The sequence below is a fragment of the Pseudomonas sp. MPB03 genome (assembly GCF_046605385.1).
GTDB classification, from domain to species: Bacteria; Pseudomonadota; Gammaproteobacteria; order Pseudomonadales; family Pseudomonadaceae; genus Aquipseudomonas; species Aquipseudomonas zanjanensis.
Genome location: NZ_CP176770.1, coordinates 3,384,636 through 3,407,069, shown reverse-complemented (window position 1 = coordinate 3,407,069; position 22,434 = coordinate 3,384,636). Strand labels below are relative to the sequence as shown.

The 22,434-nt window shown below is 61.1% G+C and carries 22 protein-coding genes and 2 tRNA genes; 7 read left to right on the top strand and 17 right to left on the bottom strand.

The features are described 5' to 3' along the window. Positions 1-139 precede the first annotated feature (139 nt). Together ACLH0I_RS15100 and ACLH0I_RS15095 are read right to left on the bottom strand one after the other, a co-directional pair. Positions 140-331 carry a DUF2188 domain-containing protein gene (locus ACLH0I_RS15100; protein WP_411384609.1) on the bottom strand — a complete coding sequence of 64 codons (192 nt, stop codon included), beginning with the start codon at positions 329-331 and terminating at the stop codon, positions 140-142. 85 nt (positions 332-416) lie between these two features. Next, positions 417-1,316, bottom strand: a complete 900-nt coding sequence (locus ACLH0I_RS15095; protein ID WP_411384608.1) for a polysaccharide deacetylase family protein — start codon at positions 1,314-1,316, stop codon at positions 417-419. A 238-nt stretch (positions 1,317-1,554) separates the two neighbouring features. On the opposite strand from ACLH0I_RS15095, the gene ACLH0I_RS15090 reads away from it, so the two are divergent. The 3 genes from ACLH0I_RS15090 (at position 1,555) to ACLH0I_RS15080 (ending at position 2,737) form a co-directional block, all read left to right on the top strand. Then, a complete protein-coding gene (locus ACLH0I_RS15090) occupies positions 1,555-1,809 on the top strand; it encodes a DUF6555 family protein (RefSeq protein ID WP_047226592.1) in 255 nt (84 codons plus the stop codon). A gap of 150 nt (positions 1,810-1,959) precedes the next feature. Then, positions 1,960-2,190, top strand: coding sequence for a hypothetical protein (locus ACLH0I_RS15085; RefSeq protein ID WP_057450824.1), 231 nt, complete (start codon positions 1,960-1,962; stop codon positions 2,188-2,190). Between the two features lie 121 nt (positions 2,191-2,311). After that, the gene (locus ACLH0I_RS15080; RefSeq protein WP_250964679.1) at positions 2,312-2,737 is read left to right on the top strand and encodes a hypothetical protein; all 426 of its coding nucleotides are present in this window, start codon (positions 2,312-2,314) and stop codon (positions 2,735-2,737) included. Between the two features lie 29 nt (positions 2,738-2,766). Here ACLH0I_RS15080 and ACLH0I_RS15075 read toward each other — a convergent pair whose 3' ends face one another. After that, positions 2,767-2,994, bottom strand: a complete 228-nt coding sequence (locus tag ACLH0I_RS15075; protein WP_207965897.1) for a PLD nuclease N-terminal domain-containing protein — start codon at positions 2,992-2,994, stop codon at positions 2,767-2,769. An 85-nt stretch (positions 2,995-3,079) separates the two neighbouring features. Then, entirely contained in the window at positions 3,080-3,265 is a 186-nt protein-coding gene (locus tag ACLH0I_RS15070; RefSeq protein WP_186705734.1) for a hypothetical protein, read from the bottom strand. Between the two features lie 281 nt (positions 3,266-3,546). Between ACLH0I_RS15070 and ACLH0I_RS15065 the strand changes: the two genes are divergently transcribed. Further along, positions 3,547-3,909: an NUDIX hydrolase gene (locus ACLH0I_RS15065; protein ID WP_250964678.1), complete on the top strand. Its 363-nt coding sequence runs from the start codon at positions 3,547-3,549 to the stop codon at positions 3,907-3,909. 93 nt (positions 3,910-4,002) lie between these two features. Here ACLH0I_RS15065 and ACLH0I_RS15060 read toward each other — a convergent pair whose 3' ends face one another. The 3 genes from ACLH0I_RS15060 to ACLH0I_RS15050 form a co-directional block, all read right to left on the bottom strand. Next, positions 4,003-4,470 carry a hypothetical protein gene (locus ACLH0I_RS15060; protein WP_411387509.1) on the bottom strand — a complete coding sequence of 156 codons (468 nt, stop codon included), beginning with the start codon at positions 4,468-4,470 and terminating at the stop codon, positions 4,003-4,005. A gap of 228 nt (positions 4,471-4,698) precedes the next feature. Next, positions 4,699-4,785 (bottom strand) — tRNA-Leu (locus tag ACLH0I_RS15055). 186 nt (positions 4,786-4,971) lie between these two features. Continuing rightward, positions 4,972-5,045, bottom strand: a tRNA-Cys gene (locus ACLH0I_RS15050). 362 nt (positions 5,046-5,407) lie between these two features. Between ACLH0I_RS15050 and ACLH0I_RS15045 the strand changes: the two genes are divergently transcribed. From ACLH0I_RS15045 to ACLH0I_RS15035, 3 genes are all read left to right on the top strand, one after another. Continuing rightward, positions 5,408-6,229: an SRPBCC family protein gene (locus ACLH0I_RS15045; protein ID WP_411384607.1), complete on the top strand. Its 822-nt coding sequence runs from the start codon at positions 5,408-5,410 to the stop codon at positions 6,227-6,229. Beyond that, positions 6,229-7,401 carry a zinc-dependent alcohol dehydrogenase gene (locus ACLH0I_RS15040; RefSeq protein ID WP_411384606.1) on the top strand — a complete coding sequence of 391 codons (1,173 nt, stop codon included), beginning with the start codon at positions 6,229-6,231 and terminating at the stop codon, positions 7,399-7,401. Before ACLH0I_RS15045 ends, ACLH0I_RS15040 begins: the two co-directional genes overlap by 1 nt. Before the next feature lie 302 nt (positions 7,402-7,703). Next, positions 7,704-8,483, top strand: a complete 780-nt coding sequence (locus tag ACLH0I_RS15035) for a TSUP family transporter (protein ID WP_250964675.1) — start codon at positions 7,704-7,706, stop codon at positions 8,481-8,483. Here ACLH0I_RS15035 and nudC read toward each other — a convergent pair. The 10 genes from nudC to ACLH0I_RS14985 form a co-directional block, all read right to left on the bottom strand. Beyond that, positions 8,451-9,281, bottom strand: a complete 831-nt coding sequence (gene nudC / locus ACLH0I_RS15030) for an NAD(+) diphosphatase (RefSeq protein WP_411384605.1) — start codon at positions 9,279-9,281, stop codon at positions 8,451-8,453. The genes ACLH0I_RS15035 and nudC overlap by 33 nt on opposite strands. Positions 9,282-9,287: 6 nt before the next feature. Next, positions 9,288-10,100 (bottom strand): crotonase/enoyl-CoA hydratase family protein, encoded by an 813-nt coding sequence (locus ACLH0I_RS15025; protein WP_411384604.1) that lies wholly within the window; start codon positions 10,098-10,100, stop codon positions 9,288-9,290. A gap of 231 nt (positions 10,101-10,331) precedes the next feature. Further along, the gene (locus ACLH0I_RS15020; protein ID WP_411384603.1) at positions 10,332-11,813 is read right to left on the bottom strand and encodes an efflux transporter outer membrane subunit; all 1,482 of its coding nucleotides are present in this window, start codon (positions 11,811-11,813) and stop codon (positions 10,332-10,334) included. Next, entirely contained in the window at positions 11,810-14,914 is a 3,105-nt protein-coding gene (locus ACLH0I_RS15015) for an efflux RND transporter permease subunit (RefSeq protein WP_411384602.1), read from the bottom strand. The genes ACLH0I_RS15020 and ACLH0I_RS15015 overlap by 4 nt, the downstream gene beginning before the upstream one ends. Positions 14,915-15,065: 151 nt before the next feature. Next, on the bottom strand, positions 15,066-18,161 hold the full coding sequence (locus ACLH0I_RS15010; protein WP_411384601.1) for an MdtB/MuxB family multidrug efflux RND transporter permease subunit: 3,096 nt from the start codon (positions 18,159-18,161) through the stop codon (positions 15,066-15,068). Continuing rightward, positions 18,158-19,474, bottom strand: coding sequence for an MdtA/MuxA family multidrug efflux RND transporter periplasmic adaptor subunit (locus tag ACLH0I_RS15005; RefSeq protein ID WP_411384600.1), 1,317 nt, complete (start codon positions 19,472-19,474; stop codon positions 18,158-18,160). The genes ACLH0I_RS15010 and ACLH0I_RS15005 overlap by 4 nt, the downstream gene beginning before the upstream one ends. 191 nt (positions 19,475-19,665) lie before the next feature. Beyond that, complete coding sequence (tpx, locus tag ACLH0I_RS15000) at positions 19,666-20,166, bottom strand: thiol peroxidase (RefSeq protein WP_018602018.1); 501 nt, start codon at positions 20,164-20,166, stop codon at positions 19,666-19,668. 125 nt (positions 20,167-20,291) lie between these two features. Next, positions 20,292-20,963 carry a DUF3313 domain-containing protein gene (locus ACLH0I_RS14995; protein WP_250965828.1) on the bottom strand — a complete coding sequence of 224 codons (672 nt, stop codon included), beginning with the start codon at positions 20,961-20,963 and terminating at the stop codon, positions 20,292-20,294. A gap of 119 nt (positions 20,964-21,082) precedes the next feature. Continuing rightward, on the bottom strand, positions 21,083-21,577 hold the full coding sequence (locus tag ACLH0I_RS14990; protein ID WP_250965827.1) for a hypothetical protein: 495 nt from the start codon (positions 21,575-21,577) through the stop codon (positions 21,083-21,085). Between the two features lie 97 nt (positions 21,578-21,674). Then, entirely contained in the window at positions 21,675-22,172 is a 498-nt protein-coding gene (locus tag ACLH0I_RS14985) for a GNAT family N-acetyltransferase (protein ID WP_186705748.1), read from the bottom strand. Positions 22,173-22,434: the final 262 nt, after the last annotated feature.

The following is a 22,434-nucleotide window of genomic DNA, read 5'->3' as shown; positions in this document are numbered from 1 at the left end:
CAGTCAGAATCGAGCCTTGTCCCTCCTCCTCCCTTCAAGTCCTACCATACAAGCGAGCTTGCTCGCGATAGCGGTGTGCCGGTCACCGGGACGTTGGATGTACCGGCCCAATCGCGAGCAAGCTCGCTCCCACAGGGCGCTATTTCGTGTTCCCAACGCGGCCGCTACGGTTTCTCCGAGTCGGCAACGCGGCGGCGAAGGCCAGCGCTTCCTCGCGGGAAGCGAAGGAGCCCAACCGGTCAGCCTGGGTGCAGACTCTCCACGGACCGCTGTTTACGCTGAGCACGTCATAACCATTGATGTGCATTTTCGTCATCATCGCAGTACTCATAGTCACCTCCGACTTCAACCAAGGGTGCATCGCCTACCATACACGCTGATTGTCCAGGGGTAGCGACCGGACGTCGGTCGCGACCTCAGTGGGCGTCGGAATTCCACAACCAGTCCCACAGCCCCGGCAAACGTACAGGCTCAGTGCTGTGATCGACCGTCCGGGCCAGCGCCGCTCGCTCCAGCGCCTGGCGGTCATCATAGAATGGCCTGGCGGCGGTCCTCATGCCGGTGGCGTTGGCGCTGTCGAGCAGTATTTGCAGGTATTCGCGGGCATGCCGGGCGGTATAACGATTGATGTCATGAAACGTCACCACCACCGGGATCACCCCGTCCACCGCGGGCAGTTGCCCGGCCGCGATGCGCTCGCGCACCTCAGAGAGTTGTCGGACCAGGTTGATGCGCCGCCGGGGGCTCATCGTGATACCCCAGACCTTGCCATCATTTGCGCTCAAGTCGGTCAGCAGAATGTGCAGGCCATGTGCTCGGTAAGCCGCCGCAGTGCGCCTGTCGAAGCTCCAGAACGGTGGCCTGACCAGGGACGGCGCCGCGCCGGTCATGGCGGCAATATCATTGCCACCGTGGGTGAGCGATTGCTCCAGCTCATCAGGGCTCAGGAACCGGTGATTGGTGTGCCAGTAGGTGGCCGTATGAAAGGCCAACACATGGCCCTCCTCCTGCTGCCGATGCATTATCGAGCGGCCAATATCGCTGCCACCGGCGCGTGGCGAGCGGGTCTGCAGGAAAAACACTGCCTTGATGCCGGGCTGTACCGGGTTGTCCACGAGGGCGTCCAGCACCGCCAGGCTAGGGTTCCAGAAAGACGATGCGCTGGGCCCATCATCGAATGTCAGCAGGAAACGGATCGGGGGTTGTTCACGCAAGCGTTGCTCGGTTTGCGGCGTCAGTTCGATGGGGGCGCCAATGCAGCCCGACAAACCGATGGCGAGGGCTGCGATGAACAGCACCCTGGCGATGTTTTTCATGTTTTGCCTTTAATTGATGCCGCGTTGCCTCGCCTTAGATCCCTGGCCGACGGTGTTGAAGCCCACCTTGGAGAAGGGTAACCGGGTTTGGTTCCTTGCTGTGAATAATGGCTGCTCGCAAAGTTTGCGCTTGCCCCGCGCTTGAGCCTCGGCGGCATAAATTTGACCGTCTGGAAATTCGATGGAATTTTCCGAATGCCATTGTATCCATCCGTATAGGACTAATTAGGGAGGATTTATGGGCGGGCCATCGCTTTACATCATTGACTACATGCTTCATGGCGAACCCAAGTCATTCATTATTCGTGCAGAAGTGATGAATAACTCCGAGGCTTGGCATTGGGCCAGCTGCGATGCGGGGGTCGGACGCATACCGAAATTCGGCAGGGAGAAGGTCAAGCGGGTTTCCAAGCCCCTTGCGGAAAAATACGGCATTACCGACGTGCGCTGGCGGGCGAGCGTCGCGCCGGCCTGGGTCAAGGAATCCGGCTGAAATATCACGCACCGTTTCCGGCCACCGGTTGTCCGACCGGGCGCCGGTTTCTTCGACAGATCCGAAATAACTCAACTACGCTTAAACCACAGCAAGACCCGCCCATGGCGGGTCTTGTGCTGCCTCATCAACCCTGAATGGAGGTGTGACATGTCCGAAAAAGAGTCCATCACCACCCTGCTCACCTTGCTGGAATCGCGTCAGGCCAGGCTCACGGCAGCCTGCAAGGAAATCGCCGACTGGGTCGACCATCAAGGCGGGCACCCCACCGCCGTGCGCATTCGAGACCGGCTCAACGACATCGACAAGGACGCGCCGTCGATCCAGAGCGCACTGACCTCGCTCAAGCCCACTGAACCGCCGCTGCCCAAGTTCCGCTGACGCGCCATGCCAGCGATGTTTCCCCCTGAGTTCTACCGGTTGGAAAACTGATGGAACGCGGGCTTTTTTTGCGCCTCGAAATGGATAGGCACCGGTGCAAATGCCGCAAAGGGAGAATCATATGAATGCCAGAATCCTGCTATTGATCGCTTGTGCGAGCCCCACCGCCGTCATGGCCCAAGGCTGCGACGTCATCACCCGATCCCAGAGCCAGTCGGTTCCGGTAATCGAAAGCCATAGCTGCTACGAATACAAAGGCGTGCCCGCCGAAACCCTGGACTGGTCTTGCAGCAATGAAAGCAAGGGAACGGTCAGTACCCAGAAGCGCAAAGTCGAGCGTTGTGACGAGGGGTATGTGGCGACATGCCAAGCCAGGCTGACCCAGGAAGCGTTGGCCAACCCGCGCTCAACCAGTAAAGACAAGAGCGGTGGGTCGGCCAACCTTCCCGACAACGCCAAAGTGACGTGGTACTACTATGGGGTCGAGCAGTTGCAGCAGGCTCAGCAAGACTGCGAAACCACCGGCGGCGAGTGGAAGAACCAGTGACAGGCCGGCCACGCAGCGCAGTGTTCTCGCTAGCCCTTGCTGTGCTCCGGTGACGACGGTGGCTCCTTGACGCCGCGCGGCCCGGCCACGCCCCAGATGACCAGACCCAACACCGGCAGGATGATCAGCAGCAGCGCCCAGCCAGCCTTGGTTCCGGCCGACTTGTCGCTTCGAAATACGCTGATGATCGCCCATAGGTCCACGAGCAGCAGAAGCACCGCGACGGCGATCCAGAAATAACTGGCTAATTCAGACATGGCTCAATCCTCTTGGCGATTTAAGGATTAGGCACAGACGCTCAAGCGCCGTTCAAAGAATTTTCGCCCAGGCCGGGCGTGGCACCTACTCCCGCCCATTTAGATAAGCGACCCATTGCTCATAGGCTTCATGTTGACGCTGGACCGCCTCATCCCAGGTCGATCCGCTCATTTGATGGACACATATGAGCTTCATCATTTCCGCTGTGGCCGTATCGAGCTCCACCAGGAGCTCATGGGATTTGATCTTGAAGTCTTCAACGGTGGTCATCTGTCGGTCCTTCCCCTGCCGGGGCCAGCCATTGCACCCAACATGGATTCATTTTTTTGCAGCTGATTCAATTTGAGGCGATAACCGGTCGAAAGCCCGGCGCTGGCGGTCGAGCAGACCGATCAGAAGGATGACAGCGCAAATGAACTCAGTCTTTCCCACCCCGCCACGGTCGTACTGATAAGACTCTGAAAAAATCACATTTGAACGAGCAGGTAATGCCAGGCTCAAATATTGCAGATATATTTCAGTTTAATGACAGTCACAGATCGAGTACCGCCATGAAAATTCGAGCGACCGTCATCTGCGAGGACAATCGCCACATTTTGCTGGTTCGCAAAGCCAACAGCCGCTGGGCCCTGCCAGGCGGTACCGTTGAACGCGGCGAAACCCATGCCGGGGCAGCCATCCGGGAACTGGCAGAAGAAACGGGCCTGGACGTCGAAAACCTGCTCTACCTGATGCGAATCAATGACGGGCAAACCGAGCATCACGTATTCGAAGCGTCGGTCAGCGACTTGACCGCGGCCAGGCCACAGAATGAAATCAGCGATTGCCTCTGGCATCCGCTGGATGCCATTGCCCAACTGCAAATGAAAAAGGGCACGCGGGATATTCTTGAGGCGTTTCGCCGACGATTGTGAAAGCCGGCACCGATGGTCTACACCTGACAGGTTGCATGAGAATACTCACACAACCTATTGTTTAGGCTGGTAAACAGATTTTTTACGCCGGAGTCACTGCTTGCGCCAAGCGGTACTGATGGGATTGAGCACCGTATTCTTTTCCTGCGTATAGGTCCCGTTCTGCTGCGCTATGGCCTCGCCAGTGTCGACAATCGCGTTCTGGATAAACACGTTCTGCCCATCACCTCGAATGAAGGTGAGCTGGTGAAACGCAGTTTTATTTCCCCAGTCCGGGGAAGGCAGCGAGATAAACTTCACCGTGTAGGTCTCGTCAGTGTGTTGACCCTGCAAGACGTAGACACCGTAGTGGTTCTCTCCCTGGGAGATGATTTTGTACAAACCGTTGCTGTAGTAATAAATTTCCGCATCGGGAAAGGGCTTCTTGTCGTACATTTTCCGATAGTGCAGCACTTGCTTGACGGTCGGCTCGCCAAAGTTAACGGCAAGGGTTTTCCCATCGGCGGACGTTGTCTCCCCAGCGTATGCGGCGCCGCTGCCCATCAAGGCCAACAGACTCATCGTTGCGATTGTTTTCACTTGATACCTCTCCATGGTCAAAGGATTAGCGCACCGGGCTGGCCTGGACGGAAGCTACCGCCTGGCCACACCTTGCTAATCTCAACGCCGAGTGTAGAGGTTTGCCCACGAAAATACCCGGAGGCTGGGCTCCGTTTTTTCGGCAGTTTTCAGCAGCAGAAACAAACAAGGGTTTGCATTAGCTTTCGCCCGCAAACCCTTGATTTTAGATGGTGCCCGAAGCCGGAATCGAACCGGCACGCCCTTACGAGCGGGGGATTTTAAGTCCCATGCGTCTACCAGTTTCGCCATTCGGGCGGTAGCGCGGTTAGCCTTGGGGGCATCGGCAGAATCCGATGGCCTGGCTGGTGCAGCAAGAGGGGGAATATATACATCCCTCCTCTTTGAAGCAAGGCAGCTTATGCCCTTTTCAAGACAAAACCTTTCAATGCTTCGAAAATAAAAAAGCTCTGTAAATCATAGATCTACAGAGCTTTTTAATAGTGGAGGCCGAAGTCGGAATCGAACCGGCGTAGGTGGATTTGCAATCCACTGCATAACCATTTTGCTATTCGGCCTCAAGACGCTTGATGCGATGTCGCTACATCAACCGCGGTACAAACCTGGTCAGGAAACAGGACACTTACTCAGCGCTATCTCCTTGAAAACATTGAGATTTTTTACGTCCCAGTGCGTTCGATGGGCGCAATTATGTACTCATTTGCCTAGGCTGACAACCCCTTGATTTCAAAAAAAAATCGTCGAACGGTCGGCCTGCCCTTCCCTGGCTAAACCTGCCGGCGAATCCCGGACTGTCCTGGCGAACGCTTTAACCGTAGCGCCAGGATTCGCCTCATCGGAAAGCCCGTACGTTGATGGAACAACCGCGCCTCCCCTCGGTTCATTCCTTATGTCGCCCCTGGAGAATGAGGAAACCATCATGTCCGAACGACCCCAACTGGTTGCGAGCCGGGCTACGGTGCCGACCCCGTCGCACCCCAATCTCGGCACGCCGGAACGTGCCGTATCGCTACTGGCCGGCACGTTGTTGATCGCTAACGGCCTACGCCAAGGCGGGCTCCAAGGCTGGCCGCAGGTGCTGCTCGGCGCCTGTGCCGCCTGGCGCGGCTATTCAGGCACATGCAGGATCAAGCACGCGCTGACCCATAGTCCGTTCGAACAAGCCTTTGAACAGGATCGGGACTGGAGCGGCAGCAAAGTGATTTCTCGCAGCATTACCGTGGGCAAACCCAGGGAAGAGGTCTTCGCGTTCTGTCGCAACCCGGGCAACCTGGGTGCGCTGGTGCCCTGGGTCGATGCCATCGAACAAACCGGTGAAGGCACTTACCGCTGGGTCGCCCACGGTCCCATGGACAAGACCCTGCACTGTGACATCCAACAGGACGAGCCCAAGGACGGTCGCAAGCTGCACTGGACAGCTGGCCCGGAAACACGATTCAAGCATGACATCCAGATGCACTTTAGCGACGCGCCGGCCGGCCGTGGCACGCAGCTAAAGGTCATCGTCGCCTGCCAAGCGCCCCTCGGTGCCGCCGGTTATGCCTTGGCCGCGGCGATTTCCAAGTTCTCGGACAAAGCCTTGTTGCACCTGCTGCGCAGCATCAAGCAACAACTGGAAACCGGCGAGGTGAGCACCAACCGCATGCACGCCTCCGGTACGAAGGACTTCCTGTTCGTTCATCCCGCCACAGAGGCCCCTCACACATCCGCCCACACGCCTTCCACCGGAGGTAACGCCTGATGCGCGCATTGACTTGGCAAGGCCCGAACAAGCTACAAGTTGAAACCGTAGATGATCCGTCCATTCTCAATCCCCGCGACGCGATCGTGCGGGTGCAGATGTCGTCGGTGTGCGGGTCAGACCTGCATTTGCTGGGCGGCTATGTGCCGACCATGCAGGCCGGCGACATCATTGGCCATGAATTCATGGGTGAAGTCGTGGAGATCGGCTCGGCCGTCAGGTCTTTCGGCAAAGGCGACCGGGTTGTCACCGTTTCGATCATCGGTTGCGGAGAATGCGAACATTGCAGGCGCTCGGATTTTTCCTGCTGCGACAACTCCAACCCCAATCCCAGCGCAACGGACATCGCCTACGGCCAACCGGCGTGCGGCATCATCGGCTACAGCCATGCGTTTGGCGGTTATGCCGGCAGTCACGCAACCTATATCCGCGTGCCGTTTGCTGACGTCAACCTGTTCAAGATCCCCGAGGGCATCACTGACGAACAGGCAGTATTCGTCTCCGATGCGGTGCCCACTGGTTATTTCGCCGCCGATAACGCCGACATCCAACGGGGCGATACCGTGGCGGTATGGGGTTGCGGCGGGGTCGGGTTGATGGCGATTGCCAGTGCCTATCTGCTGGGGGCCGAACGAGTGATTGCCATCGACCGCCTGCCTGATCGCTTGCAATTGGCGGAAGAAAAGGCCGGTGCCATCGCCCTTAACTATGAAACGACTGACGTGCATGCCGCCTTGCTGGAACTGACCGGTGGCCGAGGCCCGGATCGCTGCATCGACTGCGTGGGCATGGAGGCCCACGGCACAGAGATCGACTATTTCTACGACAAGACCAAGCAAATGATGCGTCTGCACACCGAACGCGGGACAGTACTGCGCCAGTCGATCCGCGCCTGTCGCAAAGGCGGCACTGTCTCGGTGGTCGGTGTCTATGGCGGCCTGCTGGACAAATTCCCCATGGGCGCCATCGTCAATAAATCCCTGACCCTGCGCTCCGGCCAACAGCCTGGACAGCGTTACGTGGGACGGTTGTTCGAGCACATCCAGAAAGGTGAGCTGGACCCGTCCTATCTGCTGACCCATCCGATGGGACTGGAGCAGTCGGTGGAAGGTTATGCGATGTTCAAGGAGAAGACGCAGAACTGTCTGCGAGCGGTGTTTCGGCCGGAGTGACGATCGAACCTTTGGCGAGGGAGCTTGCTCCCGCTGGCTGTAGGAGCTGGCGAAGGCTCGGGCCGCGTTCGGACGATCTTTTGATCTTTCGCTTGAGACTCAACTGGATGGGGGAAGATCGCAGCCTCGTTGCACTCGACAGCTCCTACACAGCTCCTGCACGGTTCCTACAGGCCCAGCGGGAGCAAGCTCCCTCGCCACGGCAATGTCACAGGTCTTAGGCAGTCGCAGCCCTGCACCATTATGGGTAACATACCGGCCTTCCCGCAGCCCTTCTGCGTCCTGCCAAATAAGCCCATTCCATGCCTTTCGAACTCAGCGTTGACCTCACTACCCTCGCTATCCTCGCCGTTGTCGCCTTCATTGCCGGTTTTATCGATGCCATTGCCGGCGGCGGTGGGCTATTGACCACGCCTGCGCTGCTAACTGCGGGTTTGCCGCCCCACCTGGTCCTGGGGACCAACAAGCTCAGCTCGACCTTTGGCTCGGCAACGGCCAGCTTCACGTTCTACAAGCGCAAGTTGTTCCACCCAAGGCAGTGGACTCATGCCCTCGTCGGCACACTGGTCGGCGCCCTGGCCGGCGCCATCGTCGCCCACTACCTGCCAGCCGAGTGGCTGAACAAGATGTTGCCGGTGATCGTCTTCGCCTGCGGCCTGTACCTGTTGTTTGGCGGCACGCCCAAGGCGCCGCTGGACAGCGATGCGCCGATCAAGAAGACGTGGCAGTCGACCCAGGGTTTCAGCCTGGGTTTCTATGACGGCGTGGCCGGGCCGGGTACCGGTGCGTTCTGGACCGTCAGCAGCCTGCTGCTCTACCCCATCGACCTGGTCAAGGCCAGTGGCGTGGCCCGCAGCATGAACTTCGTCAGCAACATCGCGGCGCTGTCGGTGTTCATCTTTTCCGGGCAGGTAGACTGGGTCATCGGCCTGAGCATGGGCCTGTCGGTGATGGTCGGCGCGTTCTTCGGCGCTCGCACCGCCATCAGCGGCGGCGCGAAGTTCATCCGACCGGTATTCATCACCGTGGTGCTGGGCTTGACCGTGCGCCTAGCCTGGCAGCACTGGTTCAGCGTGGCCTAAGCGCCGCGCCACGTACAGGTCGATCAGGTAGCGGGCGATCGAGCGCGAGGCCGGCAACGGTGGCAGGTCATGGACGTTGAACCATTGGGCGTCCTCGATCTCATCTTCCTGGGGCACGATGTCGCCGCTGGCATATTCAGCGTGGAAACCGAGCATCATCGAATGGGGAAACGGCCAGCACTGGCTGCCCATGTACTGGATGTTCTTCACCTCGATACTGACTTCTTCACGCACCTCGCGAACCAGGCAGTCCTCGGCCGATTCGCCAGGCTCGGCAAACCCCGCCAGGGTGCTGTAGACACCGGTGACAAAACGCGGCGAACGGGCCAGCAGGACTTCATCGCCGCGGGTAATCAACACGATCATGCTCGGTGAAATCCGCGGATAGTGACGCAGGTCGCAGGCATCGCAATACATCGCCCGCTCCAGTGGAATCTGGCTCATGGCTTTGCCGCAACTGCCACAGAAGCGATGTTCCCGGGCCCAGGTGCCGATCTGCGCCGCATAACCCAACACCTTGTACAGCGTGTGGTCGTCCTCGAGCATGAACGCCCGCAGGCCTTTCCAGTTGCAGCCGGGGATGTCCAGCGGGCTGTGCAATTCCAGCAGGTAGACCGGCTCGCCATCCAGATGACCGATGCCGTGTTCGGCGAGGATCGACAGGTCCTGGCGCTTGAGCCATTCGCGGGGGAACAGCGCGCCGTTGTCATCGAACAGAAAGCCTTCCGGGCTACGGGCCACGGCCCAGCCGCCGGGAACGTCGGTGTCGAGTACTGCGGTGGTCCAGCGTGAAATCATGGTCAGTCAATCCAGAAATTCAGGTTTCTGTTTGCTCATATGGGCGGCCATGGCCACGCGCAGGTCGGTCGATTGCAACATGGCGGCGTTCCAGGTGGCGACGTATTCCAGGCCGTCATCGATGCTGTGGTCGCGCATGTAGCTGATCATTGCCTTGGTGCCGGTCACGGCAATCGGCGACTTGGCGGCGATGTCCCGGGCAATGCCCATCACACCGTCGAGCAGCCTGGCGGAGTCGCTGTAGACACGATTGACCAGGCCGATGCTGCGCGCTTCGTCGGCACCAAAAGTGCGCCCCGTATAAGCGAGTTCACGCAGCATGCCGTCCCCGACGATCCTCGGCAAGCGTTGCAATGTGCCAACATCGGCGGCCATGCCGATATCGATTTCCTTGATGGAGAACTGGGCGTCCTCGGTGGCATAACGCATGTCGCAAGCAGAGATCAGGTCAATGGCACCGCCCAGGCAATAGCCCTGGATGGCCGCGAGCACCGGCTTGCGGCAATTGTCCACGGCATTGAACGAGGCTTGCAGCTGCAGGATCTTGCGCCGCAGCAACCGCGCATTGCGCCCCACGTCCTTGCCCAGTTCGTTGGCCACGCCTGCCAGCATCATCAGGTCGATGCCGGAGGAAAAATGCTTGCCGGCACCGCTGAGCACCACCACCCGCGCTTCATCGGTGTCGTCGATCCATTGGAAGATCTCGATGATCTCGCGCCAGAAGGCAGCGTTCATCGCGTTGATCTTTTCCGGCCGATTGATTTGCACATGGGCGATGTTGTCTGCAAGTTCGACGTTGAACGCTTGGTATTGCGACATGGCAGTGATCCTTTACCGGCTGAAAAGAGGCCTGAACTATAACAAGCCATCGCGACGGGACGTAGGCAGTGCATCGGCCAAAAGCGGGACTGTTTGACAGCCATTAACTCTGTGGCGAGGGAGCTTGCTCCCGCTGGACTGCGTAGCAGTCCCCTACTTTATGAGCGCTGCGCACTCAAGCGGGAGCAAGCTCCCTCGCCACAAAAGCACCTTGCGGCGCTACCCAATCACTCAGGGTTTCTCCTCCGCCTGCAACTGCCCATCCCAGCCCCCGCCCAGCGCCGCAATCAATTGCACACTGGCAATCAAGCGGCTCTGTTGCAGGCTCAGCACGCTGCGTTCGTTGCTCAGCGCCGTGGCCTGGACGGTCACGACGTCGAGGTAGGCAATCAGCCCGGCCCTGTACTGGTTCTGCGTCAGGCGCAGGGATTCCCGGGCGGCGTCCAGGGCTTCCTGGCGCACGCGGGCTTCGTCTTCCAGCACCTTGAGTTGGATCATATAGTTTTCCACCTCCCGCAGGCCGTCGAGCACCGTCTGGCGGTAGGTGGCGACGGTCTGGTCATAGGCCGCGACGGTGCGGTCGACTTCCGCCGAACGCTGGCCACCATCGAACAATGTCATCGCCAGTTGCGGGCCTACCGACCAGAAGCGGTTCGGCACGCTCACCCAGTTGTCATAGGTACTGCTGCTGTAGCCGCCGCTGAGGCTCAGGGTCAGGTCCGGGTAATACGCGGCCTTGGCGACGCCGATGTTGGCGTTGGCGGCCATCACCGAGCGCTCTGCCGAGGCGATGTCTGGCCGGCGTTCGAGCAGTTGCGAGGGCAGCGCCACCGGGATCTGTGGCAGTGTCGGGATGTCTTGGGTCTCGGCCAGGTTGAATTCGGCCGGTGGCAGGCCGATGAGCACGGCGATGGCATTTTCAAACTGGGCCCGTTGCCAGATCAGGTCGATCAGGTCGCCTTGGGTGGTCTTGAGCTGGTTCTGCGCCTGGGCCACCGCGTCCTTGCCGGACACCCCGGCGCGGTACTGGTTTTCGGTCATTTTCAGGGAGCGCTGGTAGTTGTCGACGGTGGTCTGCAACAAGCGCTTCTGTTCGTCGATCACCCGCAACTGCAAGTAATTCTGCACCAGTTCCGATTGCTGGCTCAGGCGCATCGCCGCCAGGTCGGCGAAACTGGCTTGGGCGCTCGCCTCGTCGGCTTCCAGGGTGCGGCGCAACTTGCCCCACACGTCTGCCTCCCAACTGACACCGGCCTGGGCGCTGTAGGTGTCGCGAATGCCGCTGGACGAACTGCTCAGGCTTGAACTGCTGCTACCCGTGCCCTGGCTGGAGCGCGTCTTGCCAACGGTCAGGTCCACGGTGGGGAAAAAGGCGCCACGGGCATTACGCACCAGCGCCCGGGCCTGCCGGTACTGGGCTTCGGCCTGGGCCACGGTCTGGTTGGATGCGTTGAGCGTGTCCACGAGGCCATTGAGTTGCGCATCGCCGTACAGCTCCCACCAGGCGCCCCGGGCCATCGCATCGCTGGGGTTGGCCTGGCGCCAGCCCTGGGCCTCCTTGTACTGCACCGGGGCGGCCGCCGCGGGACGCTGGTAATCCGGGCCGATGGCGCAGGCGCTGAGCATCGCCACGCACAGCGCCAGGCTCAGCACCCGCGAGCCACGGGTGGTCGCCAGCACGGCGGCAAGATTGAAAGGCGAACGGTCGGTCATAGCGGAGTTTCCAGGGCAGCATCAGTGCGCACGCCACGCCAGCGGTTGAAGCGATGGCGCAGCTTGTCGAGATAAAGGTAAACCACTGGCGTGGTGTAGAGGGTCAGGACCTGGCTGAACACCAGGCCCCCGATGATGGTCAGGCCCAGCGGCTGACGCATTTCCGAGCCTTCGGCGGCGCCGAGCAGCAACGGCAAGGCGCCAAGGATCGCCGCCAGCGTGGTCATCAGGATCGGTCGCAACCGCAGCAGGCAAGCGCTGCGGATCGACTCCAGCGGCGTCTGCCCGGCACGTTCCAGTTGCAAGGCCAGATCGATCATCAGGATGGCATTTTTTTTCACCACGCCGATCAGCAGGAACAGCCCCAACAACGAGATCAGGCTGAACTCGCTGCCCAGCGCGTAGATCGACAGCAACGCGCCGACCCCGGCCGACGGCAACGTGGACAGGATGGTCAGCGGATGAATGTAGCTTTCATACAGCACCCCCAGCACCAGGTACACCGCGAGCAACGCGCCCAAAATCATGAACGGCTGGCTCTTCTGGGTGGCGGCGAACGCGTCGGCGGTGCCAGCCATTTTCACGATGACATCCTCGGGCATCCCGAGCTTGGCGATCGTCCGCTCGATGGCCGCAGTGCCCTGCTCCACCGTCACGCCTTCGGCCATGTCGAAGGAGATGCCCTCGGAGGCGAACTGGCCTTCATGGCTGACCCGGTCGTCCTCCAGGCTGTTCTCGTAATGGGCAATGGCCGACAGCGGCACCCGCGCGCCATCGGCAGTGATCACCTGGACCTGTTCGAGGGTGCTCGGGTCCTGGGCATACTTGGGATTGACCTCCATCACCACCTGGTACTGGTTGAGGCTGTCGTAGATGGTGGAAATCTGTCGTTGGCTGTAGGCGTTGTTGAGCACCGCCGTGACCATGTCCATGTCGATGCCCAGGCGCTTGGCCTGGTCGCGGTCCACCACCAGTGTCACCTGCTGCGCCCCGCCACCGTCGCGGGCGTCGATGGCGGTCAGTTCCGGCAAGGCCCGGAAGGCGGCCACGACCTTGGGGTACCAGGTGCGCAGCGACGCCAGGTCGGCGCTTTGCAGGATGTAGGAATATTGGGAGGTGGTCTGCTCGCGACCGCCACCGAACTGCAGGTCCTGGTCGGCCATCAACATCAATTGCGCACCGGGAACCTTGGGCATGTCCTTACGCAGGCGCTCGATGACCTTTTGCGCGGAAATATTACGTTCCTTGATCGGCTTGAGACGCACCAGCATGAACGCGTTGTTGGTGCCGTTGTTGCCGCCAATGAAGCCGGCAACGCTTTGCACGGCCTCGTCCTTGAGCACGGCGCGGCGGAAGATTTCCATCTTCGGCTGCATCACGCCGAACGACAGCCCATCGTCGCCACGGACAAAACCGATCAGTTGGCCGGTGTCCTGCTGGGGCATGAAGGTCTTCGGCACCACCACATACAACGCGACGTTCACGCCGATGGTCACCAGCAGGCTCAGCAAGGTCAGGCGTCGATGGCGCAGCACCCAGTCCAGGCTGGTGGCGTAACCACGGACCATCCGTTCGTTGATCCCCTGGCTCCAACGCTGCAAGCGGTTTTCCTGCCCGGGCACATGGGGCTTGAGCCAGCGGGCGCAAAGCATCGGCGTGAGGGTCAGCGAGACCACCAGCGACACCACGATGGACGCCGCCAGGGTGATGGAAAATTCACGGAACAGGCTCTCGACGATGCCGCCCATGAACAGGATCGACAGGAACACCGCCACCAGCGAGACGTTCATCGAAAGCAGGGTAAAGCCCACCTCCTCGGCCCCCCGGTACGCCGCCTGCATCGGTGGCACGCCTTCGTCGATGTGCCGGGAAATGTTCTCCAGCACCACGATGGCGTCGTCCACCACCAACCCGGTCGCCAGGATCAACGCCATCAGCGACAGGTTGTTCAGGGAAAAACCGTACAGGTACATCACCGCAAACGTGCCCACCAGGGACACCGGCACCGCCAGGGTCGGGATCAGCGAAGCGCGGAAGTTGCCGAGAAACAGGAACACCACCAGCACCACCAGGGCCACGGCGATCAGCAAGGTCATTTCCGCTTCATGCAGGGTGGCCTTGATCACGGGCGAGCGGTCCATCGCCAGGTTCAGCTTGACGCTGGCCGGCAGCACCGCCTGTAACGCCGGCAGTTGCGCCTTGATCTCGTTGACCGTCTCGATGATGTTGGCGCCTGCCTGGCGGTTGATCACCAGCAATACGGCGGCATCGTCGTTGAAGAAACCGCTGTTGTAACGGTCCTCGACGCTGTCGGTGACTTTCGCCACGTCCTTGAGCCGCAGCACCGAGCCATCCTGGTAACGGATGATTAGCGTTTCGTAGTCCTTGGCCTTTTCCAACTGGTCGTTGGCCTGGACTTGCCACATGCGCCGGTCGTCCTCCACCGAGCCCTTGGGCCGGCGCACGTTGCTGTCGGCAATGGCGGTGCGTACATCGTCCAGGGCGACGCCGTACTGATTGAGCAACTGCGGCTCCAGTTCGATGCGCACCGCCGGCAACGAGCTGCCGCCAATCTGCACCTCACCCACGCCCGACACCTGGGACAGGCTCTGGGACAGGATGGTCGACGCCAAGTCGTAGAGCTGGCCTTTTTCCAACACATCCGAGGTCAGCGACAGCACCATGATCGGCGCCTGGGACGGGTTGACCTTCTTGTAGGTGGGCATGCTGCGCATGCCGCTGGGCAACAGGTTGCGCGAGGCATTGATGGCCGCCTGCACCTCCCGGGCCGCGCCGTTGATGTCGCGGTCCAGGTCGAATTGCAGGATGACCCGCGTGGAGCCCTGGCTGGAACGGCTGCTCATGGTGTTGACCCCGGCGATGGCGCCGAAGGAACGCTCCAGCGGCGTGGCCACCGTCGAAGCCATCACCTCGGGGCTGGCGCCTGGCAGGTTGGCCTGGACCACGATCACCGGGAAATCCATTTGCGGCAGGGGCGAGACCGGCAGCAGGCCGAAGCACACGCCACCGAGCAGCATGATCGCGAAGCTCAGGAGCATGGTCGCTACGGGGCGGCGGATGAAGGGGCCGGAGAGGTTCATCGGCCACAGCCCCTTGCTTCAATGGACAGGCTTTTGTGGCGAGGGAGCTTGCTCCCGCTTGAGTGCGCAGCGCTCACAAAAGGGGCCGCTACGCGCCCCAGCGGGAGCAAGCTCCCTCGCCACAAAAGCCCGCTACATTCCAGGGAAGCGGTCATACCCGCACCTCATCCGCCTCAGGCCTGGCAAACCGACGCCCCAGTCGATCGAAATACAGGTAGATCACCGGCGTCGTGAACAGCGTCAATACCTGGCTCACCAACAACCCACCCACCATCACCAAGCCCAGGGGCTGGCGCAGTTCGGCGCCGGAGCCGGTGGCGAGCATCAGCGGTACGGCACCGAACAACGCCGCCAGGGTGGTCATCAGGATCGGGCGGAAGCGCAGCAACGCCGCCTGGTAGATCGCCGTCTGCGGGTCCATGCCCTGGTTGCGTTCGGCGTCGAGGGCGAAGTCGATCATCATGATCGCGTTTTTCTTGACGATGCCGATCAGCAGGATGATGCCGATGATCGCGATCATGCCCAGGTCATTGCCGCTGAGGATCAACGCCAGCAAGGCGCCGATAGCCGCCGAGGGCAAGGTGGAAAGGATGGTGATCGGGTGGATGTAGCTTTCGTACAACACGCCCAGGACGATGTACATGGTCACCACCGCCGCCAGGATCAGCAGCAAGGTACTCGACAACGACGCCTGGAATGCCTGGGCCGCGCCCTGGAATTCGGTCTGCACCCCCACCGGCATGCCGATGTCCTGCTGGACCTTTTCGATCACCTCCACCGCATGCCCCAGGGCCACCCCCGGTGCGAGGTTGAACGACATCATCACCGCGGGAAACTGACCAATGTGGGCAATCGCCAACTGAGCCTGACGCTCTTCGACCCGGGCCAGGCTCGACAGCCGCACCTGCCCGCCATCGGTGGTCTTGACGTGAATCTGGTCCAGCGCCTGCGGACCGATCCGTTCCCCGGCCTGGGCTTGCAGCACCACGCGGTACTGGCTGGCCTGGGTGTAGATAGTGGAAATCTGCCGCTGGCCGAAGGCGTCATACAGCGCATCGGTGATGTTCGACACCGAGACGCCCAGGCGTGACGCCGCGTCGCGGTCGATCACCAGGTAGACCTGCAGGCCCTTGTCCTGCAAATCGCTGGCGACGTCGGTGAGTTCCGGCTGGCGGCCCAGGGCCTCGACCAGGCGCCCGCTCCAGAGACTGAGCAACTCGGCGTCCGGCGAAGACAGGCTGAACTGGTACTGGGTACGGCTGACCCGGTCTTCGATGGTCAGGTCCTGCACCGGTTGCATGAACAGGCGAATGCCCACCAGCCGGTCCAGTTGTGGCTGCAAACGGGCAATGATTTCGGTGGCGCTGTCATCCCGCTCGCTATGGGGCTTGAGGTTGATCAGCAGGCGCCCGCTGTTGAGCGTGGCGTTGTCGCCGTCCACGCCGATGTAGGACGACAGGCTCTGCACCGCCGGATCGGCGAGGATCACCTTGGCCAGTAGCTGCTGGCGCTCGCTCATGGCGGCAAAGGAGATCGATTGCGGCGCTTCGGAAATGCCCTGGATGACCCCGGTGTCCTGCACCGGGAAAAAGCCCTTGGGCACGGCCAGGTACAGCACCACCGTCAGCACCAGGCTACCCACGGCCACCAGCAGGGTCAGCGGCTGGTGCTTGAGCACCCATTGCAACTTGCGCCCGTAGGCGGCGATCAGCCAGTCGATCCAGGCGCCGCTGGCGCGATAGAAACGGCCCTGCTCTTCTTCCTTGGGCTCGCGCTTGAGCAAGCGAGCGCACATCATCGGCGTCAGGGTCAGGGACACCACCAGGGAAATCAGGATCGCCACGGCCAGGGTGATGGCGAACTCGCGAAACAAGCGCCCGACCACGTCGGCCATGAACAACAGCGGGATCAGCACGGCAATCAGCGACAGCGTCAGGGAAATCAGCGTGAAGCCAATCTGCTTCGCCCCCTTGAGCGCGGCCTGCATCGGGCTGTCGCCCTCTTCGATGAAACGGGCGATGTTCTCCAGCATGACGATGGCATCGTCCACCACGAAACCGGTGGCGATGGTCAGGGCCATCAAGGTCAGGTTGTTGATGGAGAAACCGGCCAGGTACATCACGCCGAACGTGCCGATCAACGACAACGGCACGGCCACTGACGGAATGATCGTGGCACTGACGCGACGCAGGAACAGGAACGTCACCATCACCACCAGGGCGATGGCGATCAGCAATTCATGCTGCACATCGGTGACCGAGGCACGGATGGTCTGGGTACGGTCGGTCAGCACAGTGACGTCCAGGCCGGCCGGCAGGTTGTCGGTAATGCTCGGCAGCAGGGCCTTGATCCGGTCCACCACCTCGATGACATTCGCGCCGGGCTGGCGCTGGATGTTCAGCAGCACGGCCTGGTTTTCGTTGGCCCAGGCGGCAAGGCGTTCGTTTTCGGCGCCGTCGACGATCTGCGCCACGTCCTTGAGCCGCAACGGCGCGCCGTTGGCGTAGGCCAGGATCAGTTCGGCGTAGTCCTTGGGCGACGTCAACTGGTCGTTGGCGTCGAGCATCGAGACCCGGGTCGGGCCGTCGAAATTGCCCTTGGGCTGGTTAACGTTGGACGCACCGATCAGCGTGCGCACATCCGCGAGGTTGAGGCCGTTGGCCGCCAGGGCCTCGGGGTTGACCTTGATGCGCACCGCCTGGCGCTGGCCGCCAGCGATGGTGACCATGCCGACGCCACTGATCTGGGCGATTTTCTGCGCCATGCGGGTGTCCACCAAGTCATTGAGCTTGGGCAGCAGCATGGTCTTGGACGTGATCGCCAGCGTCAGTACCGGGGTGTCGGCCGGGTTGACCTTGTTGTACACCGGCGGCGCCGGCAAGTCCGTGGGCAGCAGGTTGGTGGCCGCGTTGATGGCGGCCTGCACCTGCTGCTCGGCGACGTCCATGTTGATGTCGAGGTTGAAGCGCAGGGTGATCACCGAAGCGCCGCCGGAACTGGTGGAGGCCATCTGCGTCAGGCCTGGCATCTGCCCGAACTGCCGCTCCAGGGGCGCGGTGACCGCGCTGGTCATCACGTCGGGGCTGGCGCCCGGGTACAGGGTCATCACGCGGATGGTCGGGTAATCGACCTGGGGCAACGCCGACACCGGCAGCAGCCGATAGGCGATCAGGCCGGCCAGGATGATCGCCAGCATGCTCAGGGTGGTGGCGACCGGGCGAAGGATGAACAGCCGCGAGATATTCATGCGCCGCCCTTGTTCGCCTTGTCGGCCGCGGCCGGCTCAGTCGGTGCTGCCGCGGACTTGCCCTGCAGGTGCTCGGTCGGCGTGGTGGGCACGTCCTGGCTGTCGTTGACCACTTCCACTTCGCTGCCTTCCTTCAAGCGATCGGTGCCTTCGAGCACCACTCGATCGCCGGCGGCCAGGCCTTCGGTGACCACGGTGTTGGTGCCGTCGCTGGCGCCGATCTTCAACTGCTTGATGGTGACCTTGTTGTCACCTTCCAGGGCATAGACGAAGGTGCCGTTGGTGCCGAACTGGATGGCGGCCGTCGGCGCCAGGGTCACGCCTTTGAGGGTGTCGGCCAGCAGGTGGACATTGACAAACTGGTTGGGGAACAGCGACTGGTCGCGGTTCTCGTAGCGGGCCTTGAACTTCAGGGTGCCGGTGGTGACGTCGATCTGGTTGTCCAGGCTCTGCAACACGCCGCTGGCCTGGCGCTTCACGTCGCCGCGATCCCACGCTTCGACGGGAAGTTTCGCCCCGCTGCGGTAACGGGCGAGCACCGTGTCGAGGTTGTTTTCCGGCAAGGTGAAGACGACGCTGATGGGTTGGGTCTGGGTGATGACCGCCAGGGCGGTGGTGTCGTTGGCCGACACCAGGTTGCCGATGTCCAGTTGACGCAAGCCGACGCGGCCAGTAATCGGTGCGCGGATCTTGGTGAATTCGAGGTTGAGCTTGGCGTCGTTGACGGCCGCCTGATTGGTCTTGACCGTGCCTTGGTACTGGCCCACCAGCGCCGCGGCGGTGTCGAGGGTCTGCTTGGCAATGCTGTCTTCGGCGTACAGGCCGCGATAGCGCTCGAGGTCTACCTGGGCATTTTTCAGCTGGGCCTGGTTCTGCAACAGCGTGCCTTCGGCCTGGAGCAAGGCGTTCTGGTACGGGCGTGGGTCGATCTCGACCAGCAAGTCCCCGGCCTTGACCATTTGCCCCTCTTCGAAGGCGATCTTGACCAGCTCGCCACCCACGCGGCTGCGCACGTTGATGGTGTTGAGGGCCGTGACCGTACCCAGCGCCTTGAAGTACAGCGGGAAGTCCCCGGTCGCCACCGGCGCCACCCGTACTGGAATCGGGCCCGTCGCCCCACCGAACCCCGGGCGCATGCTACCGGAACGTCCCACATGCCCCGCGGCTGCTTTCTCCCCTGCCCCATTTTTTTCGGTCGAGCCACTGGGCCAGAACTTCCAGGCCAGCGCTGCGATGACCAGCAGGACGAACAAGCCAAACAGCCAGCGACGGGAATTGCGGGAAACAGAGGATTGCATGGAGTGATCAACCATTGGGCGCGTGGGCTTCTTTTACGGGAGGCTGAACGATAAGCACTGGCGGCTATTTAGCAAAGCGCCTTTACCGGCAATTTACCTTGGGCTTACCTTTCGGATAGTCGGCTAACGCCTTGAAGCACAAAAGAAAACGGCCTGGGCAGGGCCAGGCCGTTAACAATTGTAATAAATACTTTATTTCAATCCACTTATTTCAGGACAGCCAGGGCCGCGTCGTAGTTCGGCTCTTCCGCGATTTCCTTGACCAGCTCGCTGTGCAGCACGGTGTCGTTTTCGTCCAACACCACCACGGCACGGGCGGTCAGGCCTTTCAGTGGGCCGTCGGCAATCGCCACGCCGTAGTCCTGGATGAATTCGGCACCGCGCAGGGTCGACAGGTTCTGGACGTTTTCCAGGCCTTCAGCGCCGCAGAAACGCGCCTGGGCAAATGGCAGGTCGGCAGAGATGCACAGCACCACGGTGTTGTTCAGCTCGTTGGCCTGGGCGTTGAACTTGCGCACGGAGGTGGCGCAGGTCGGCGTGTCGACGCTTGGGAAAATGTTCAGCACTTTGCGCTTGCCGGCGAAGTCCTTCAGGGAAACGTCCGACAGATTGCCGGCAACCAGGGAAAAGGCTGGCGCCTTGGAACCGGCTTGTGGCAACTGGCCGTTGACTTGGACCGGGTTGCCTTTGAGAGTGACTTGAGCCATGAACGGATTCCTTCTGACAGGTTTGAAAATGGTGAGGCCGGAGTTAACCACGAAATGCTCGCGCGACCTACGCCCGGACATAAAAAGACACGGCGTCGACCTCACCTCCTGCACCACGGCGGTGACTATTTGGCCTTGAGTTTCAGGAATGACTGATGCAGATCCGACGCCCAGCCATCGATGACCCCTTTGACGTCATCGGGCTTCATGACCTGGGACTCGTTGGACAGCGGCTTGCCGGTGCCTTTGCGCACGACTTGGGCGACCACCGCGTGAGTGCCACCGTCGAGGAAAACCGCTTCGGTGCCCAAGGTGGTTTCCTGGTCGCGAATACCACTGGCGGTGCTGACAGCCGCCGCCACCAGCGCAATCGGGATCACCTCATAAGGTTTCAAGCCTTCGGTCTTGCTGCTGACAGCCGTGATCGCCGCACGCACCACGAGGACACCCGGCCCCGGAGCGGTCGCCAGGGGCAAGGATTTTTCCGCTTCCCGCTTGAGGGCCTGATCGTAGTACGCGGTGATACCCGACAGCGTGGCCTGGGGGATTTTCACGGTCGGCTGCGGCTTGGGGTAAAGCTGCGTCGGCTCGATGTAGAGATGGGTGTACTTGCCCGGATCAATCTTCGGATCGATCCAACGCATGACCACGGCCCCCGACGGCGACTTCTCTTCCTTGAGCCGGCTGTAATCGCCGAGGAACCCGGAATACTCATCCGGCTGGGTCACTTTGCTCGAGCAACCCGCCAAGGCGAGCGTGGCGATGCAAACACAGCCGATCATGGACGAAAACTTCATGCTGTCACTCCTGTAAGCCACACGAGGCGGGGCCGGAACTACAGGTATAGCCAATGGGCGGTTTTTTGCCTGTCCTGCAAGGAAGAAGGCTATGGCAATAACGTTCCTCGCCTATGCCCTCAGCCCCGATCGCGTGGTATCAAGCTCTGTAATTGTTGTGCGAGAAAGTCCGCGTCGAAAGCGAACGTGTCAGCGTCCTTCAGTCCATTGGTCCGCCGCCATTGCCATTGCACCGATGGCGGCTGGCAAACCAGGGAGATACTCCCGTGACGGGTCGAGGCCAGGCCGATGATCGACAAGGAAACCAAGCCGCCCACACCCATCACCTCAGGCACGAATTCCACCGGCTTACCGGTAATGGTCAAGATCAGTTTTTCAGTCTTGAAACCAGACGTCTCTATCGGAACGCTCGGCCCGTGAGCCACATACGTCTCACGGTTCAGCGTCAAAAGACCGGGCGCCACGACGGGCGCCAACCATTGTTCGATTTGTCCGTACAACACCTTGATCTGTTCTGACCAAACCAGTGATTGAGCCTGGTGCTGTTGCTTCTTGTGCGCTTCGCTGTCTGCGTAGTGACGAAGCATCTCGCCCAATTGCCGTATATCGTCCATGGGCCGTTCCTCGATTAGGGAGTGCTGCGAGGCTGGATGATGACAGGTCCAGAACGTCGGCGTACGTAAAAGCCACTTTGCCTGCGTGGTTGATCCTTCAGCGCAGCCGCGCCATGGCCAATGTGTCCACCCAGCGACCGTCACGCACGGCATAGTCGCGCAACAGGCCTTCGGTTTCGAAGCCGAACTTGCGATACAGCCCTATGGCCGCTTCGTTATCGGCGTACACCGTCAGTTCGACTCGCCGCAGGTTCATCCAGTTGTCCGCGACATCCAGCGCGGCAGCCAGCAACATCGAACCCACGCCCTTGCCCTGCCAGGCGACGGCCACGCCCATGCCGAGGCTGCCGCAGTGAGCCCGACGCACCCGTGTGAACTGCTCCAGCCCCAGGTTGCCGATGACTTCCCCCTCGTGCAGGGCCACCAGTTTCAACAGGCGCTCGTCATCCGTCGCCAGGCGCTTGCGCCAGACTTCGGCGGACTGGAAAGGCATCTGCAGCACCTGGCGCGTCACCGCCGGGTCGTTGTAGAGCGCGGTGACGCCGGGGATATGAACTTCAGTGAAGCGTTCGAGGGTGATCGAAGAATCAGACATGGGACTTCTTCCTGGAGGCGCGACAAGGCCAAGCACTATAAGCCGCGCCAGTCTGCCGAGGGAACCTGTGGGCCAATTGCTGTGATGCCAGATGTGCCGGCCTCATCGCGAGCAAGCTCGCCCCCACCCTGGATCTTCAGCGAGGATAAATCCTGTGTTTGGTACGCGACTCATTGTGGGAGCGAGCTTGCTCGCGATGAGGCCCTTTCAGCCAGCATTGATGTTGAACGAACAACCGCTATCGCGAGCAGGCTCGCTCCCA

Coding starts and splice junctions, on each gene's coding strand:
- ACLH0I_RS15040 (WP_411384606.1), top strand. CDS start 6,229: ATGCGCGCATTGACTTGGCAAGGCCCGAACAAGCTACAAGTTGAAACC.
- ACLH0I_RS15035 (WP_250964675.1), top strand. CDS start 7,704: ATGCCTTTCGAACTCAGCGTTGACCTCACTACCCTCGCTATCCTCGCC.
- ACLH0I_RS15100 (WP_411384609.1), bottom strand. CDS start 331: ATGAGTACTGCGATGATGACGAAAATGCACATCAATGGTTATGACGTG.
- ACLH0I_RS15010 (WP_411384601.1), bottom strand. CDS start 18,161: ATGAATATCTCGCGGCTGTTCATCCTTCGCCCGGTCGCCACCACCCTG.
- ACLH0I_RS15060 (WP_411387509.1), bottom strand. CDS start 4,470: ATGAGTCTGTTGGCCTTGATGGGCAGCGGCGCCGCATACGCTGGGGAG.
- ACLH0I_RS14985 (WP_186705748.1), bottom strand. CDS start 22,172: ATGTCTGATTCTTCGATCACCCTCGAACGCTTCACTGAAGTTCATATC.
- ACLH0I_RS15095 (WP_411384608.1), bottom strand. CDS start 1,316: ATGAAAAACATCGCCAGGGTGCTGTTCATCGCAGCCCTCGCCATCGGT.
- ACLH0I_RS15070 (WP_186705734.1), bottom strand. CDS start 3,265: ATGACCACCGTTGAAGACTTCAAGATCAAATCCCATGAGCTCCTGGTG.
- ACLH0I_RS15025 (WP_411384604.1), bottom strand. CDS start 10,100: ATGTCGCAATACCAAGCGTTCAACGTCGAACTTGCAGACAACATCGCC.
- ACLH0I_RS14990 (WP_250965827.1), bottom strand. CDS start 21,577: ATGGACGATATACGGCAATTGGGCGAGATGCTTCGTCACTACGCAGAC.
- nudC (WP_411384605.1), bottom strand. CDS start 9,281: ATGATTTCACGCTGGACCACCGCAGTACTCGACACCGACGTTCCCGGC.
- ACLH0I_RS15090 (WP_047226592.1), top strand. CDS start 1,555: ATGGGCGGGCCATCGCTTTACATCATTGACTACATGCTTCATGGCGAA.
- ACLH0I_RS15085 (WP_057450824.1), top strand. CDS start 1,960: ATGTCCGAAAAAGAGTCCATCACCACCCTGCTCACCTTGCTGGAATCG.
- ACLH0I_RS15075 (WP_207965897.1), bottom strand. CDS start 2,994: ATGTCTGAATTAGCCAGTTATTTCTGGATCGCCGTCGCGGTGCTTCTG.
- ACLH0I_RS15015 (WP_411384602.1), bottom strand. CDS start 14,914: ATGAACCTCTCCGGCCCCTTCATCCGCCGCCCCGTAGCGACCATGCTC.
- tpx (WP_018602018.1), bottom strand. CDS start 20,166: ATGGCTCAAGTCACTCTCAAAGGCAACCCGGTCCAAGTCAACGGCCAG.
- ACLH0I_RS15045 (WP_411384607.1), top strand. CDS start 5,408: ATGTCCGAACGACCCCAACTGGTTGCGAGCCGGGCTACGGTGCCGACC.
- ACLH0I_RS14995 (WP_250965828.1), bottom strand. CDS start 20,963: ATGAAGTTTTCGTCCATGATCGGCTGTGTTTGCATCGCCACGCTCGCC.
- ACLH0I_RS15020 (WP_411384603.1), bottom strand. CDS start 11,813: ATGACCGACCGTTCGCCTTTCAATCTTGCCGCCGTGCTGGCGACCACC.
- ACLH0I_RS15005 (WP_411384600.1), bottom strand. CDS start 19,474: ATGGTTGATCACTCCATGCAATCCTCTGTTTCCCGCAATTCCCGTCGC.
- ACLH0I_RS15065 (WP_250964678.1), top strand. CDS start 3,547: ATGAAAATTCGAGCGACCGTCATCTGCGAGGACAATCGCCACATTTTG.
- ACLH0I_RS15080 (WP_250964679.1), top strand. CDS start 2,312: ATGAATGCCAGAATCCTGCTATTGATCGCTTGTGCGAGCCCCACCGCC.